We start from the raw sequence: 16,572 nt of genomic DNA, 5'->3' as shown, positions 1-16,572 counted from the left end.
TATCCACTTATCCACTTATCAAGAAACAAGAAACAAGAAACAAGAAACAAGCAACAGCGTTTCTGTTTGGCTCATCTAAATATAAAAGAGAATACAGTGATGAAAAATACGGCTTTAATACTCACGTTAGCCCTGCCTTTTGGCGCTTATGCCGCTGAAGACTCAATACCAACACCTGAATCGATTACATCTGCACAAGTACTCAGTGCACAAGGCTCAGAGACCTATTCATATGTTAGATGTTGGTATCGAACCGATGCCTCTCATGATTCCCCAGCCACCGACTGGAAGTGGGCAAAGAAAGAGAGTGGTGATTACTACACGATCAACGGATATTGGTGGTCTTCTGTTTCTTTCAAAAACATGTTCTACAGTGATGCGCCTCAATCTGAAATCAAACAGCGTTGCGAACAGACGCTCGACATCCAACATGACGCCGCTGACATCACCTACTTTGCCGCAGATAATCGCTTCTCTTACAACCACTCCATCTGGACCAACGATAACGCGTTCCAGGCCAATAGCATCAATCGTATTGTCACCTTTGGTGATAGCCTGTCCGACACTGGTAATCTATTTAATGGCTCACAATGGTTTTTTCCGAACGCAGATTCGTGGTTTTTAGGGCACTTTTCGAATGGTTTAGTCTGGACGGAGTATTTAGCAAAAGCGAAAGATGTCCCTCTGTATAACTGGGCTGTGGGTGGCGCCGCAGGTACCAACCAATACGTGGCATTGACTGGTGTTTATGATCAAGTCACCTCTTATCTGACCTACATGAAAGTCGCCAAAAACTATCGTCCGGAAAACTCACTGTTTACTTTAGAGTTTGGCCTCAATGACTTCATGAATTACAACCGAGAAGTCGCCGATGTAAAGGCTGACTTTAGCAGCGCGCTGATCCGCTTAACAGAATCTGGTGCGAACAATATCCTGCTGTTCACCTTACCCGATGCAACCAAAGCCCCTCAATTCAAATACTCTACCGAACAAGAGATAATAAAAGTTCGTGGCAAGATCTTAGAATTCAACCAGTTCATCAAAGCTCAAGCCGAGTATTACCAAGGTATAGGGAAAAACGTGGTGTTGTTCGATGCAAGTGCGTTGTTCGCCAGCATTACCGATAACCCAGAACAACATGGCTTTCGAAACGCGAGTGATGCTTGTCTTAATATCAATCGAAGCTCAGCCGCGGACTATTTAAGAAGCCACAGCTTAACCAATGACTGTGCCACCTATGGTTCAGACAGTTATGTATTTTGGGGCGTGACACACCCAACTACAGCTACTCATAAATACATTGCCGACCACATCTTGGCGTATTCGTTCTCGACGTTCAATTTCTAACTAAATATCGAAAAGTAATGGCTGAGCCAAGGTCGAGATACAAAAAAACCGCCTAATATTGGCGGTTTTTATTTATGTCAGTTTTACTAGCAAACGCTTTAAAACTGGCTGGTGATTACTCGTCGTCCACTTTTGGTGCGACTTTCTTCTTAGGGATAAACACGGTATCACCCACGGCCACATTTTGGTGGAAGCTCTTATCGCGCTTAACTGGTTTCTTCGGCGTTTTCTTCGCTTGAGTGTTGGTCTTCTTCTTAGCAGGACCGCCTTTAGCAAACGCAGGTTTACGTGGCTTAATGCCTTTGAATTTACCTTTTAGGCCTTCAAGTACAGAGAAGGTCAAATCTTGTTGAAGGTAAAGTTCAACACGCTTGAAGCTGTCCCAGTCTTTTGGACCAACCAAAGAAATCGCATCGCCTTTGTTACCCGCACGGCCAGTACGACCTACACGGTGCACGTACTCTTCCGTATGCTTAGGCATATCAAAGTTGATAACGTGGCTCACGTTTGGAATATCAATACCACGTGAAGCAACATCGGTAGTTACCAAGATCTTGTAAACCGCACGCTCGAACTGGCTCATAATAGCATTACGTTGCGTTTGGTTTAGGTTACCACTCAGTGCTACCGCTTTAAGCTTCTTCTCGTTCAACTTATCTGTTAAACGGTCAGTATCAGCGCGTGTTGCTGTGAAGATCATTACCTGACGGTATTCAGCTTCTTCCAGTACACGGTCTAAAATCGCTTCTTTGTGATCTAGGTGATCACATAAGTAGAATTTCTGTGTGATATCTAAGTGTTGCTCGTTAGAAACACCAACAGAGATACGCTTAGGTGCGTCTAGCATTTCATTTGCAATGCCATTTACTTCAGCGTGATCTAACGTTGCAGAGAACATCAACGTTTGACGACGACGGTGTTTAGCTGCATTGGCAATGCGACGAAGTTCTGGAGCGAAACCCAGATCAAGCATACGGTCCGCTTCATCAAGGATTAGCGTTTCAACACCATCTAGGAACAATGAACGATGTTCTAGGTGGTCAGCAAGACGGCCTGGAGTCGCAACGATAAAACGAGGGTACTTACGCAGTGCTTTAACTTGGTCGTTAAAGTTCTCACCACCTAAGATAAGCGCCGCTTCATAAGACAGACCACCAAGCATGCTACGCAGTTCGCCGTAAACTTGCTTCGCTAGCTCACGAGTAGGAGCCAAAATTACACCACGAGGATCTTTAGCAGAAAACGCTTTTGTTTTTAATGCTTTATGTATCATTGGCAACACAAACGCCAATGTTTTTCCTGATCCCGTTTTTGATGAAGCCAATAGATCCTTACCAGCAATAGCAACAGGGATCGCTTTTGATTGGATCTCTGTCGCCTTCTTGAAGTCGTAATGTTTTAAGTTCTTCAGTAAGCGGTTATCTAAGCCTAAATCTTTAAAGTGCAAAGGACTCTCCAGTCATGATGGTATTGAATAAAATTAATTTAACGTGACATGATACCGCGAAAGTACTTTATAAGGATAGAGATCACAGTAAATTTATCCCTTTATCTATCTTTAGCTAGAACAACGTATGCATTGCTAGCAAAGGGATAGCTCTCCAAAAACACCTTCAAGTCGTCTCTAAATCCTTCATCTCATAAATGAGACACAACGTGATACTTAGCTAATTAACTCAAAAATTTAGCAATTTCTTTAGTTATTGTTTTTGCAGTTAAAAAATTAGTCGCTACAATCATTAATGAAGCGACTATATGATAAAGAATGTATAGCGCATCTTTTGATGATAAATAAGCAAGGAGTTCTTATGAATAAGACGTTAATCGCAGCTGCAGCATCAGTTTTCATTTTAGCCGGTTGTTCTTCAGAACCAGAAGAAGCTGCAGTGTCAGAAATGGATCAACTAACTAACCAAGTGGCTCAACTTACAAGCGAAGTTGAAGCACTTAAGAGTGACAAAGCAGCCGCAGAAATGAAGGCTCAAGAAGCAGAAGCAGCCGCTATGGCAGCGAAAGAAGAAGCGGATCGTGCTAACGAACGCATCGACAACATCGCTGAGTCTTACACTAAGTAGTTTGAGATCTAATCGCGATTAAGCTGTAGATTAAATAAGTCGCAAAAAGCAGTATATAGACAGCACCACTTCTTATCGGATGTGGTGCTTTTTTTGGGTGACACTAATGCGAGTAAACAAGATAAAACCGCCCCTTGTTGCAGAAGAGGCAATCGAATTAAAACTCAATCACAGGTGGTGCTATCTCTACAGGTACGCCGTTTTGAGCAAAGATAACCGCTTTCGCCTTTGAATTTGGCAGTTCTGCGTCTTCAAGCCACCATTTTAGTTCCACAGGGATCTGTAATGATTTCTTTGAACCATCACTTCGAGTTAATGGCTCGTGCGCTTCTACAAACACACTTCTATCAGGCTCTAATGACACCTTAATCGGCTCATTGATAATGGTGACCTGTTCACCACGGTTCACTTGCTCAAACAGCCACTCAATGTCTTTAGGTTCCATTCGGATACAACCAGAGCTAACTCGTAAACCTATCCCGAAATCTTTGTTTGTACCATGGATCAAATAGTCGCCAGCGCCATAAGCAAGCCTCAAAGCGTACTCTCCCAATGGATTTTCCGGCCCGGCAGGAACCACTCTCGGTAATTCAATGCCCTTTTCAAGATACTCGTTGCGGATTGAATTTGGTGGCGTCCATGTTGGATTCGGTCTTTTTTGGCTTATCTTAGTGATCATCTCGGGAGTATCACGCCCCACTCGACCGATGCCGACAGGGAAAACATGCACCTGATTTTTCTCAGGCTCAAAGTAATACAACCTTAACTCAGCAAGATTGATGACAATCCCCTTTCTTGGGGTGTCAGGCAAAATCAAGCGGCTTGGAATGCTTAACACATAGCCTTCCGCGGGAAGAAAAGGATCCACCCCTTTGTTGGCTGCCATTAAAGAGAGAAAACCAATATCGTATTGCTTGGCAATGATGGCCAAGGTTTCGCCCGCCGCCACTTCATGCTGCTGGATTCTGCCCACAATGCGGCTTTCCGTTGGTGGCAATTCAAAGGTTGCAGCAGACACCCACGATGAAGCTATCCCGCTGGCAAGCAAAGTAGTTCTTACAACAAGCGACGCCGCCCTGTGGAGTCGTGTTTTCATTGACTGAAAAGGCGTCGAGTTAACGCAATACGACATACAAATCCTTGGTTTGTCTTTTATCAAAGTTTAGATTATCTCTGATCAAACGTCTCTACAACGTATTGTTGTCTCGAAACTAATAGGCAACAAGTTTATATGTAAGCCTTTTCTTCTCATTCACTTGCAATTTACCCATACAAAATCGATTGCCTTTACGCTTTCAACATATTTGGTTATCAATATTAATAAAACTATAATGGCAGACCTATTTTGTGACTAAAGTCTCATGGAGCCACGTTCTAACTCGCTAATATTGCCTCAACAAAACGAATTCAATTCAACAGAATCGGTAATTGATTAAATCCTGTTCCTATAATTACCGTTTAAACTTTGGAGAACGACCATGGCTACACCTCATATTAATGCTCAAGCTGGTGATTTCGCAGAAACAGTACTTATGCCGGGCGACCCGCTTCGCGCAAAATACATTGCAGAAACATTCCTTGATGACGTGAAGCAAGTTTGTGACGTTCGCAACATGTTTGGCTACACAGGCACTTACAAAGGTAAGAAAGTTTCTGTAATGGGCCACGGTATGGGTATCCCATCATGCTGCATCTACGTACACGAGCTAATCGCTGAGTTCGGCGTGAAAAACGTTATTCGTGTAGGTAGCTGTGGCGCGGTACGTGACGACGTTAAACTAATGGACGTTGTTATCGGCATGGGTGCATCTACTGACTCAAAAGTAAACCGCATTCGTTTCAACAACCACGACTTCGCTGCTATCGCTGATTTCGGTCTTCTAGAAGAAGCAGTAAACCAAGCTCGTGCACAAGAAGTTCCAGTTAAAGTTGGTAACGTATTCTCTGCAGACCTTTTCTACACTCCAGAAGCTGACCTTTTCGAAAAAATGGAAAAGCTAGGCATCCTAGGTGTTGATATGGAAGCGGCTGGTATCTACGGCGTTGCTGCAGACCTTGGTGCTAAAGCACTAACTATCCTAACAGTATCTGACCACATCATCCGTGGTGAAAAACTAAGTTCTGAAGAGCGTCAAAAGTCTTTCAACGACATGATGAAAGTTGCTCTAGAGACAGCAATCAACATCTAACGATTTGATAAAAGATACATTGAAAAGCGTTACCCCGCAGCCAGGCTCGCTTGGCTGCTCAAATAATCCCGAGGGGGAGATCGTGTCTAACGACAAGCTGCCAAAAGATGCGGATGGTTTGCAACTCAACTTTTGTAAAACATTGGCGTGTGACAACTTTGGCTTGAGCGATGCAAAACGGTATGTTTTGCAACACGCGAACCCTAAGCGTCCAGCGATGGTTTGTCGTGAATGTGGAGCTTTCCCCCCCTTACTTAACAATCGTGAAGTGTTAAGCGAACTTCATCGCCTAAGACAACTTCACAGCGACGGGCTCCCTGCTTGTCGTAATGATGATTGCGATAACTTCGGCTTATCGGTTCATACCCATAAACATCTTTATCATGCCTTCGGCTACAGTGGCGACAGGCAGCGTTATCGATGCAAAGACTGCCAAACAACCTTCGTTGATAAATGGTCTGGATCCAATAAAAAACTCCAATTTCAAGAGAACCTCATGGGCTTACTGTTCATGGGCTATTCCGTACGTGAAATCTGCCGAAAATTAGAGATCAACCCAAAGACTTTCTATGATCATGTTGACCATATCGCGAGCCGTTGTCGTCGTAAATTAGCGATGATCGATGCACGATGGGTTAACCATGCGAAAGATTACGAGTTCGCATCTCACTACCAGCGTCTGCAACCACAAAGTAACAACGGTGTGGTGTGGATAGCGACGGGCGAGGCGCATTCTGGCTATATACTTTGCCAACACGTTAACTACTCTCAAAATGAAGAACCATCAGGAAACGTCGACCATAACCCTTATGATGATGTGGCACGATTTGTATCCAAAGAGCACTCTTCAGAAGCAAATCTCGAACTGCCTCAGCCCTCTGACAAACTAAAAGAGCGCATTGAACAGCAGTACCAAGTGATTCTTGCGAGAGGTAACGTTGAGGACCCTATGGGTAACCTCACCACATTTAGTTACCCTTCAAAAGGCGCTCTCATTCGACCGCCTTATACCTCTTATGCTCACTTCTTACATGTGTTGGATATGTGTAACGAAGACAAGCATGTCGCCATCTATATGCCACAAGATCCATTACTAAGATCTGCCGCTTTAAGTGTATGTTTGCCGCGCATTCAGAGTCAAAATATTGACCTCATGTATGTCGAAGAAGATTCAGGCTGGCAAGACGACCAAAGTTTTGAAAAGATCGACATCGTTCACATGAGTTGGTGGCGAGATCGCTGGGCTATTGCCAATCAGGGTGATAACCAGAAAGGTATCTGCTACCTAACCGGTAACAATCCAGAACCAAAACAGTGGTTTAACACAGCCTCAATTCAACAAACTAAGTTCTATCAACAGCGCTTTCAGTTGTTATTTGATAGCTTTATTAATGAGCCCAGACGTAAGCTTCGTCCTGGGGGCATTCTTCCATTGCTCGACATATTTAGAGCTTGGCACAATCTGTGCTACCAAGATAAGCAAGGGCTCACGGCAGCACAACGCTTAGGCGTAGGGGAGCTGCCATTAACTCTAAAGCAACTACTTTCATAGCAACAAAGCCTCTAGGTAATTATTCGGGAACTCATTGATTTTAAAGCGACAACATGAGGTAACACCCATAATTAGAAAAGATCGATGTTCCTTTGACGCTCTACGAAAGATAATTGGTGCTTATCTCAAATTACACTCTTATAATGATTGTGTTATCAATATGTTCGATAATCATGGATGTAAGTCTTGGACAAAAATCAGTACCTTCTTGAAACAGAATTAGAAAAACTCAAAACTCGTGTCGACTCTGAGCCATCGGTGATCCTAGAGATTGCCCAACAGTGCCTAGTCCGATCAGAGCAAGTTCTGTTTGAAGAGGGTGCCATCCAGTCATTAATGTTAATGGCAAGATGTAGCTGGAACCTGATGGATTACCAAAAAGGTTTAAAATACATCAAGGAAGCCTACAAGCGCCAAAGCCGATTAGATACAGACCTTTTTCTCCCTGAAATCCTCCATTTACACGCGCTCCAGTTCTGGGGACAAGCCAAGTACTATTCCGCCCAACAGTTCTGGATCAATGCTTTAGAGCAGTCCGCGTTGGTTGATGAAGTCGAAATTCAAATTGAATGCCTCATTGGCCTTGGCAATATTTGGCGGATGACCCACGAATATAAACTTGCACGTTCTACCCACCAGCTTGCCGTTAAAGTTGCTAACAACAGCCGCATTGGTTGGTTAGAGGGTAAAGCCAGAATACTGCTTGCGTGGGATTACTACCTGCTCAACAACTATGTTGAAATGCTGTCGGTATTGGACGGTGCAGAAGAAGCATTAAAAGACCATAAAGATAACACTTGGCATGCAGAGGTATGGGACTTTCGAGGCCTTGCCCTACTTGGTCTTGAACGCTTAGATGACGCGGAGCGCGCCACGGCCAAAGCGCACAATCTGGCAGTTGAACACAACCTAGTTTGGATGAAGGCGCACTCATACATCAGCCGAGCTAGATTGGAGCTCCTGAGAAAAAGACCAGAACAAGCGGCGGAATTACTGAGGCTCGCAGAACAATCCGCAAACGAGTTCGATAATGGCGAGTTGCTGAGCCAAATCTGTTACCAACAATCCTTGGTGGCGGAAGAAAACCAAGACTTCCAAGCCGCGCTCGTCGCCTTTAAAAAGTACCGTCAATATTCTATCGGCATGCTCAAAGAGCAAACGACACGTGTTGGTTTGGACAAAGCACGCAGTTCAAAACGCCAACTTGAACAGAGAGCACGAAAACTGATTAATCGTATTCGCGGTCAGCACGAGTACGATCCTGAAAAGCACCTCTCTTACGTTGTCTCTGAAACCTTTTGGTGGGAAAAGTTGGTGCTGTTCAAGACAGAGCTTAAACGTTCAAACCACAGCATCATTATGTTCCATCATGTCGATACTGATTACTTAGATGTCTGTACCGAGATTGCTCATGCTTTATGTAACCAGAATGACTTCATCGCAAGGCTAAGTTCTGAACGTGTGGCCCTTATGCTTTCCGAAAAAGGCGAAGCCGCAGAGAAAACCTTCCAAACTCTCAGCACCATGCTCGATATCTATCCATGGCATAGAAAAGGATTAAAAGGTTCGAAACCAAGCGTCAGCCTCAATGATATTTTGACGTTCCCGTTCACGCTTGAACAACTCGAAGAAGACGATGCTGAGGTAATAGAATAATGGAAACTCTATTAAGCAAGATCACAGACGCCGGTTTAGACCCTTCATCAGTATCAGGTGAAGAAGCGATCATCTTCTGGAACCACATTCGTCAGCACGTTTCGACAACGCAAACAGAGCAAGCGCACTGCTATATCATTAGCTCTGAATACCGTGCCGAGTTACAACAAAATCAAACCAGTATCGAAGAGTTGAGACGAGCACTCGATCTGCTCCACCTTCCTGCCGATATCGAAGATATTCTGACAGTCAAAACCAGTTTAAGTGACCGCTTAGTTGAAACTGGTGATTACACCTCAGCACTCAATGAATTCGTCAGTTCATCGACTATCGCGGTTGAACACGGTCATATCGATGAGTATGTATTAGCTATTTTAGGCATGGGCAACCTGTGTGATTCCTATGGCGATCACAACAGAGCACTTCGTTACTACCAAAAAATCAGCAGCATAGACCATGCGATAAGCAGTCGCTCACTTCGCCTCAAATTCAAGCTGCATATGGTAGCAAGCCTACTTCTACTCAATCGCATTACAGCAGCCAGCGATTTACTGAATGAGTGCGAAGAACTGAGTATTTTGGTCAGTGACAAGTTGCTCACAGCTCAAATACTGCTTTACCAAGCAAAGGTGCTGCGCGCTAAGAAAAAACACCATGAAGCGCTACGCTGTCTGTCTAAGGTTCAATACCCAGCCAACAGCACTCAAGCAAGCTGGCTTGCAACCATGACTCGTCTAGAGCTCGCACATTGCCTAAGTGCAACCGGCAAGCAAGACTACGCGAGCATGATTTTGTCGAGCACAGACAAACGCGTGAAAGCCTACTCGTCGCCAGTACTTGCAAAACGATTCTACGATTCGCTGAGTGATGTGTGTATGAATCAAGGGCGTTTTCAAGAAGCGCTAAGCTATGAGAAAAAAGGCTACCGAATTGAAACCGATCTGATGAAGCAGATCCCGATCAGTGAACTCGGTGCAAGCCAGCTACGCCGACTGTCTCGTTTTGAGTTACAACTCAAACTCATTCTCTCTGAACAAGAGAACAAAGAGCTCAAAGAGACAACCGAACAACACAAGAATGCGGTGGCTCAGCTTCAACAAGACGTATTCACAGATCCATTAACAGGGTTACACAACCGTCGCTGGTTAGATGTGAAATTGAAAGACATGCTGCTGCACGATACCTCTTTCGCGCTGATGGTTATTGATATTGACCACTTCAAGTCTATCAATGATGAACTGAGTCACTTAGTGGGCGATAAAGCGATTGTTAGTGTGTCTCAAGAGCTACGTTCATACTTTAAGTTTAGAGGCGCGTCATGTGTCAGATTTGGTGGAGAAGAGTTCCTCGTCATTCTAGAGAACACTGATCTTCCGAAGGCAGAAATGCACTCTGAAAATTATCGAGAGCGCATTTTCCAATTCGGTTGGCATGAGATACTTGGGGAGCGCGGTTTGACCGTGAGTATTGGTATCACTTTGCATCGTGACGGAGAGAATACTCAACGTACCTTCTACCGTGCCGATAAAGCGCTATACCGAGCTAAAGCCAACGGCCGTAATCAAGTGTGTACAGAGTAGTGGCATATAGCTCTGTAGCTTAGGCCAACTGCTTATTGATAAAAGAACAGAGAAATACCAGCAAGGGCGGCAAGTGTGCCTATGATACTTTGCTTTGACACCTTCTCCCCTTTCAGCGCATAAATCACCAAAATAAAGACCGGGCTGGTCGCTATCAACGTTTGTGCAATCGCAGGGTTAGCATTCTTCAACGCCACTTGTTGAAGCCATAGAGCGAGAAACGTCCCGACAAAGATTGCTCCTAATAACCACAGTTTATCGAGCTTGGTCATTTCCCATAAATCTCTTTTTATCGATGAATACGGCTTCTTTTCAACGAAAGGGATAATCAGCATCACAGCAAACACGCCAATCGTCAGGCGAATCAAAGCACCTAACAATGGTGGAATATCACCCGCCACTAACGCGTAATGAGAAATAACCACACCAGATGCCTGACAGACACTCGCCACAAGCCCATAACCAATGCCACCCCACTGCGCTTTGTTATTCGATTCACCGCTCGCCGATTTTGATGGCTGGAAGACAACGAAGGTCACCGCTAGTGTTGTAATCACGACACCGAGCCAACTTTGCACTGTCAATACAGCGCCCAGGAACATTAATGCCAGCACACCAGAAAGAGGCGGGGCTAAAGATTCCAGTAACAGCGTCTTATTGGCACCGATTCTTTTCAACGCCGCAAAATAGGCGCTATCTCCAATCGCAATGCCAATCACACCTGAAATTGCCAATATCAGAAAATGGTTGGTACTCAGTTCAAACTCCGGCATCGGAATAAGAGGCATCACCAGCAACATCATCCCTGACGCCACTACACCCTTAACAATGTTCAATTGCATCGCAGAGAAGCGATGACCAAACTGTCCATAAATCCATGTCGCACACGCCCACACAATCGCAGCACCAATAGCCGCCAATTCACCTATATACATCCGTGTTTATCCTTTGTGGTTGTGCACGTCATTTAGAATCGTAGCTGTCATCATTTCAGCTAAAATACCAACCAGAAAGCCGAAATAGCCTCTTCAAACGCGATGAGATTTTATAAGATTCGTCAATAGTTTTGCTCACATTAGAAGCGAACACTCATTATTTATAACTCAGCAAATCATTTTTATAACAATTACTTGGATGATAACGTACTATATTTATAACTAACATCTAACATTACAAGGATCTGTTATGTTTTTAGACTACTTTGCACTCGGCTTACTCATTTTCGTTGCTCTAGTCATCTTTTACGGCATCATCGTTATTCACGATATCCCTTATGAAATAGCCAAAGAACGTAATCATCCTCACCAAGACGCAATTCACGTCTCAGGCTGGGTTAGCCTATTCACTTTGCACACAATTTGGCCCTTTCTATGGATTTGGGCAACATTATGGCGGAAAGACCGAGGCTGGGGCTTCGAAAAACTCGAAGAAGAGCAGCACGATATTCATCACCGAGTGGATGTTTTAATCGATCAAGTTAGCACCCTTCAAGAAGAGATCGCACAGCTCAAACAAGCAAATACTAAACAAAGCAGCACAAAAAAAGAGTCAAACAACGTTCAAGATCAGGAGGCTAAGTAATGGATTTACTACTGATAATGACCTACGCGGCACTTTGTATCACTATTTTCAAAGTATTTAATATCCCACTAAACAAATGGACAGTGCCTACCGCAGTGCTCGGTGGTGTGGTCATCGTAGGAACATTGATCCTATTAATGAACTACAACCATCCTTTCACACAACTTGGCAACCAAGTTTACTCAACAACGCCAATTGTTTCAGGCGTTAGAGGTAAAGTCATTGAGGTTCCTGTTGAGGCGAATTCTCCTTTAAAGAAAGGAGACATCCTCTTTAAAATTGACCCTATCCCTTTTGAAGCAGAAGTCGCTAAGCTCGAAGCGAAAGTAAAAGAAGCAAGCCAAGGAGCACTTGGGCTTGAATCTCAAGTTGCTGAAGCTGAAGCTGCTAAAATCAAAGCGATTGCAGAAAGAGACAAAGCGCAACGCGAATTTTCTCGTTATAAGCGTGGCTTTGAAAGTGGTGCGTTTACCGAACAACAATTGGATACTCGTAGACAAGCTTATAAGGCATCGGAAGCAGCAGTAAAAGTAGCAGAAGCAAGTCAACAACAAGCTCAGATCGCTCTAAATTCTGAAATTGGTGGCGAGAACACCGCAGTGGCAGGATTACTTGCAGACTTACGTAAGGCTCAATTCAACCTTGACCAAACGGTCGTGAGAGCACCAACGGATGGATATGTTACACAACTAGCACTGCGTCCAGGCGTAATGGCTGTACCGCTACCTTTTGCTCCTGTCATGACATTTGTCCATACGGAAGAAAAATACTACATCGCAGCATTCAGACAAAACTCATTGCAACGACTGCATCCTGGTTTCGAAGCTGAATTTTTATTCAGAGCACTACCAGGCAAGATTTTCAAAGGACGCATTGATGAAATAATCCCAGCTATTGGTGAGAGTCAAATTCAAGCGCGCGGGACACTTATTGGTACCAATGCACTTCGTACTAATGGACGCGTATTTGCTAAAATGACCATCACTGATGACCTGTCTGACTACCATTTACCTATGGGTACCGCGGTTGAAGTTGCCGTTTATTCTGACAGCTTCACCCACGTTTCAATCATGCGCAAGGTCCTTATTCGCATGAAGAGTTGGCAAAACTATCTATACCTAGACCACTAAACGGTCAAAGGTACGTGACGAACCCGCTTAACACATTGTTAAGACGAATGAAAAAGTCAGACTCGCTCTGACTTTTTTGTTGCTGGATTAACCGTAAAATTACGCTTTTTACACGATATTTAGGTGTTCAGATGGAATTTTAGACATCTAGACACTTACCTTCCCTTATGGAAGGGTTCTACTGTATAATGCGCGCCTTATTTTTTATATTTGCCCAAAAAACGTTCTCATTGAGACGCATATTAATAATGGCGAATATTTATTCTTTATTTTGCTTTATTTTTCAGAATTCGAGGTTATCTATGAACTTTTCAGCTAAAACAGTGGTCGTTATCGCCATTGGCGCGGCACTGTACGGCATTGGTGGTTTACCTATGTTTGGTGTCCCAGTGTTTGCTAACACGACATTGAAACCAGCAATGGCAGTTCTAGCACTGTTTTCTGTTTTGTTCGGCCCTATTGTTGGCTTCTTAGTTGGCTTTATCGGTCACTGGGTAACGGATCTGTTCGCAGGCTGGGGTGTGTGGTTAACTTGGGTTTTAGGCTCAGGTATCGTAGGCATGGTTATCGGCTTATTCCCGATGTTGACCAAGAACCGCCTTCAGCAAGGTGAGTTGCCTATGAAGGACTTCGCGCTGTTTGTGGTACTTGCCCTTGCCGGTAATGTGGTTGGTTACGGCTGCTCTGCATTCCTAGATACCATCCTTTATGCAGAACCGTTTACTAAAGTCTTCACTCAACTCTCTATCATTGCTGCGGGTAACACCGTTCTGATCGCTGTTGTTGGCTTACTGATCCTAAAATCAGTCGCTAAACGCAACAAACAAAGCCGTAACCTGACTGAGGCATAAGCGATAATGACTATAGCATTTTCGAACTTCTCTTTTAGATATGAGTCGCTGGATAAACCGACGCTAAAAAATATCAATCTAAGGATAGAGAAAGGAGAGAAAATCGTCATTATTGGACCAAGCGGTAGTGGTAAATCTACCCTAGGTCAATGCCTTAACGGTCTGATTCCTCATGCTATCAAAGGTGAGGTGACTGGCTCTCTAGAGATCAACGGTAAGAACATTTCTGATTTTTCTATGCACGACTATACCGAGCAGGTTGGCACAGTATTACAAGATACTGATAGCCAATTTGTCGGTTTGAGTATTGGCGAAGACATCGCATTCGCACTGGAAAATCAGTTAGTGTCGAACATTGATATGTACCCTCTGGTTAAGTCGACAGCAAAAATGGTCGACTTAGCAGATATGCTTGATCGCTCGCCACATGATTTATCCGGCGGCCAGAAACAACGCGTGTCATTAGCGGGCATCTTAGTTGATGACGTTGACATCCTGTTGTTTGATGAACCTTTGGCTAGCCTTGACCCGAAAACGGGTAAAGCGACTATCGAAATCATCGACCAACTTCATAAAGAAACCAACAAGACTATAGTCATCATCGAGCATCGCCTTGAAGATGTACTACATCGCGATATCGATCGAGTGATCTTGATGGAGCGCGGTGAAATTGTCGCGGACATGACACCCGATGAAATCTTAGCTTCTGAACTGCTTGAAACACACGGTATTCGTGAACCACTTTATTTATCTGCTCTGAAGGCAGCGAAAGCACCTTTGACCAGTGAAGATAAGCTATCAAACCTCAAAGCTCTCGATTACAAAAGATTCCGCCCTGCGGTTCAGGCTTGGTTTGCAGAGCGCCCGACTCCAGTTGCCGAGAAGCAGTACCAACCTTTGCTTGAGGTCCACGGCCTGACTTACTCTTACGATGGTGAAAAGAACGCTCTCGAAGATGTCAGCTTTAAGATTGGTAAGGGTGAGTTCGTTTCAATCTTAGGCAAAAACGGTTCAGGCAAATCTACCATCACTAAACTCATCATGGGTGTGATCGATGCCGATTCAGGCTCTTCCAATCTAAATGGTGAAGACCTATCTGAGCTTTCTATCTTTGAAAGAAGCCAGAAAGTCGGTGTCGTGATGCAGAACCCAAATCATATGATCTCGCATCATATGATTTTTGATGAGATTGCTTTTGGTCTTCGTAACCGCAACATTGCAGAAGAGCTGATCACAGAAAAAGTAGAGCATGCTCTTGAGTTGTGTGGGCTGAGTAAGTTCCGCCACTGGCCGATCGAAGCACTGAGCTACGGTCAGAAAAAACGAGTAACCATCGCTTCTATTTTGGTGCTGGAGCCTGAGCTTCTTATCTTGGATGAGCCGACAGCAGGTCAAGACTACCGTAACTACACATCCATGCTGGCATTCATCCAAAAGCTTAATCGTGATTTGGGTATTACCGTTGTGATCATCTCACACGACATGCACCTCGTTCTCGAGTACACCACACGTTCAATCGTAATCGCAGACAGCAAGTTGATTGCCAATGCCGCGATGACGGAAGTATTTAGCCAACCATCACTTCTAGAACGTGCAAATCTTTGTACCACCAGCATTTATGAACTCGCGACTATGATGAAAATCGACGACACCAATGCGTTTATGCAGTACTTCATCGACTACGAGAGAAGCGCTCAATGAACGCATCAAAAGTAAAATTCGGCATCAATTACATTGATACAAAATCACTGCTTCATGCACTTAACGGCATCACCAAATTTGCGCTCTTCTTAGCTTGGGTAACCGTGGTATTGACTACGTTCGATCTAAGATTGATTACGCTGCTTATTGTGACTGGTTTATACCTGCTAAAGCTCACCAATGTGCCTGTACGCGTATATAAGCCTCTGTTATTGGGTACGGCGAGTGTATTGAGCCTAAATGCTTTGTTCATGTATCTGCTGGCTCCACAGCAAGGTACTGAGCTCATCGGCAGCAAAACCTTATTGCTGACATTGCCGGGTAACTACTCGTTGAGCCAAGAGACTCTGTTTTACTTGGTTACTGTGACGCTCAAATACATGAGCATGTTCCCGATAGCGTTGATTTTTGTCTTCACAACGCATCCGACTGAGTTTGCAGCTAGCCTCAACCGTATCGGTGTTCCTTACAAGATCGCCTATGCGGTCAGCTTAACACTGCGTTACTTGCCAGAAGCTAAGAAAGACTTCATCAATATCATGCATGCTCAACAGGCTCGTGGTGTAGAGCTCTCAAAGAAAGCGCCTCTAATTACTCGAATCAAAAATGTGGCTAAGGTTCTAGGCCCGCTCATTTTCTCTAGCTTGGACCGAGCAGACGAGATCTCTAACGCAATGACGTTACGAGGTTTTGGCCGACACAAAGCTCGCACTTGGTATAGCTATGCACCTTTGAAACGTATCGACTTTGTTTGTTTAGGTGTCATCGCTTTTATCGTGGTGTTAGCCATTGCGAAACGCATTCTAGAGCCGCAGTTATTTTGGTATCCGTTCTAGTCATATGAATTAGCATAGATAAACAAAGACTTTAAATAACACACCGCTCAATAGGGCTAATGCCGTTCACTTAA

General features: G+C 44.2%; 14 protein-coding genes. 11 read left to right on the top strand and 3 right to left on the bottom strand.

Going from position 1 to position 16,572, the window contains the following annotated elements:
- The first annotated feature begins 99 nt into the window (after positions 1-99).
- Positions 100-1,347, top strand: coding sequence for an SGNH/GDSL hydrolase family protein (locus AB4384_RS10335; protein WP_017061884.1), 1,248 nt, complete (start codon positions 100-102; stop codon positions 1,345-1,347).
- A gap of 115 nt (positions 1,348-1,462) precedes the next feature.
- Here AB4384_RS10335 and AB4384_RS10330 read toward each other — a convergent pair whose 3' ends face one another.
- Positions 1,463-2,794, bottom strand: a complete 1,332-nt coding sequence (locus tag AB4384_RS10330) for a DEAD/DEAH box helicase (protein ID WP_017061883.1) — start codon at positions 2,792-2,794, stop codon at positions 1,463-1,465.
- Between the two features lie 361 nt (positions 2,795-3,155).
- Here AB4384_RS10330 and AB4384_RS10325 point away from each other — a divergent pair, with 361 nt between their 5' ends.
- Entirely contained in the window at positions 3,156-3,422 is a 267-nt protein-coding gene (locus AB4384_RS10325; RefSeq protein WP_017061882.1) for an Lpp/OprI family alanine-zipper lipoprotein, read from the top strand.
- Between the two features lie 157 nt (positions 3,423-3,579).
- On the opposite strand, the gene AB4384_RS10320 is transcribed toward AB4384_RS10325, so the two are convergent.
- Positions 3,580-4,554 (bottom strand): L,D-transpeptidase family protein, encoded by a 975-nt coding sequence (locus AB4384_RS10320; protein WP_137001438.1) that lies wholly within the window; start codon positions 4,552-4,554, stop codon positions 3,580-3,582.
- Between the two features lie 346 nt (positions 4,555-4,900).
- On the opposite strand from AB4384_RS10320, the gene deoD reads away from it, so the two are divergent.
- From deoD to AB4384_RS10300, 4 genes are all read left to right on the top strand, one after another.
- Entirely contained in the window at positions 4,901-5,611 is a 711-nt protein-coding gene (gene deoD / locus AB4384_RS10315; RefSeq protein ID WP_017061880.1) for a purine-nucleoside phosphorylase, read from the top strand.
- Between the two features lie 82 nt (positions 5,612-5,693).
- Positions 5,694-7,163: a lactate dehydrogenase gene (locus tag AB4384_RS10310; RefSeq protein ID WP_017061879.1), complete on the top strand. Its 1,470-nt coding sequence runs from the start codon at positions 5,694-5,696 to the stop codon at positions 7,161-7,163.
- Between the two features lie 186 nt (positions 7,164-7,349).
- Complete coding sequence (locus AB4384_RS10305; RefSeq protein ID WP_102321116.1) at positions 7,350-8,819, top strand: hypothetical protein; 1,470 nt, start codon at positions 7,350-7,352, stop codon at positions 8,817-8,819.
- Entirely contained in the window at positions 8,819-10,399 is a 1,581-nt protein-coding gene (locus tag AB4384_RS10300) for a GGDEF domain-containing protein (RefSeq protein ID WP_017072413.1), read from the top strand. Before AB4384_RS10305 ends, AB4384_RS10300 begins: the two co-directional genes overlap by 1 nt.
- Before the next feature lie 32 nt (positions 10,400-10,431).
- Here AB4384_RS10300 and AB4384_RS10295 read toward each other — a convergent pair whose 3' ends face one another.
- The gene (locus tag AB4384_RS10295) at positions 10,432-11,334 is read right to left on the bottom strand and encodes a DMT family transporter (RefSeq protein WP_017061876.1); all 903 of its coding nucleotides are present in this window, start codon (positions 11,332-11,334) and stop codon (positions 10,432-10,434) included.
- A gap of 250 nt (positions 11,335-11,584) precedes the next feature.
- Here AB4384_RS10295 and AB4384_RS10290 point away from each other — a divergent pair, with 250 nt between their 5' ends.
- The 5 genes from AB4384_RS10290 to AB4384_RS10270 all read left to right on the top strand — a co-directional run bounded on the left by AB4384_RS10290 (position 11,585) and on the right by AB4384_RS10270 (position 16,498).
- Positions 11,585-11,980, top strand: coding sequence for a DUF3302 domain-containing protein (locus AB4384_RS10290; protein ID WP_017061875.1), 396 nt, complete (start codon positions 11,585-11,587; stop codon positions 11,978-11,980).
- Positions 11,980-13,110, top strand: coding sequence for an HlyD family secretion protein (locus AB4384_RS10285; protein ID WP_372129433.1), 1,131 nt, complete (start codon positions 11,980-11,982; stop codon positions 13,108-13,110). The genes AB4384_RS10290 and AB4384_RS10285 overlap by 1 nt, the downstream gene beginning before the upstream one ends.
- A gap of 302 nt (positions 13,111-13,412) precedes the next feature.
- Positions 13,413-13,961 (top strand): ECF-type riboflavin transporter substrate-binding protein, encoded by a 549-nt coding sequence (locus AB4384_RS10280; protein ID WP_017066579.1) that lies wholly within the window; start codon positions 13,413-13,415, stop codon positions 13,959-13,961.
- A 6-nt stretch (positions 13,962-13,967) separates the two neighbouring features.
- Positions 13,968-15,662, top strand: coding sequence for an ABC transporter ATP-binding protein (locus AB4384_RS10275; RefSeq protein ID WP_372129432.1), 1,695 nt, complete (start codon positions 13,968-13,970; stop codon positions 15,660-15,662).
- Entirely contained in the window at positions 15,659-16,498 is an 840-nt protein-coding gene (locus AB4384_RS10270; protein WP_372129430.1) for an energy-coupling factor transporter transmembrane protein EcfT, read from the top strand. The genes AB4384_RS10275 and AB4384_RS10270 overlap by 4 nt, the downstream gene beginning before the upstream one ends.
- The last annotated feature ends 74 nt before the right edge of the window (positions 16,499-16,572 follow it).

Source organism: Vibrio sp. 10N.261.51.A4, from assembly GCF_041471945.1.
GTDB lineage: Bacteria > Pseudomonadota > Gammaproteobacteria > Enterobacterales > Vibrionaceae > Vibrio > Vibrio crassostreae_C.
The sequence above is the reverse complement of the archived record's forward strand: the minus strand, read 5'-3'. Positions and strand labels throughout refer to the sequence as shown.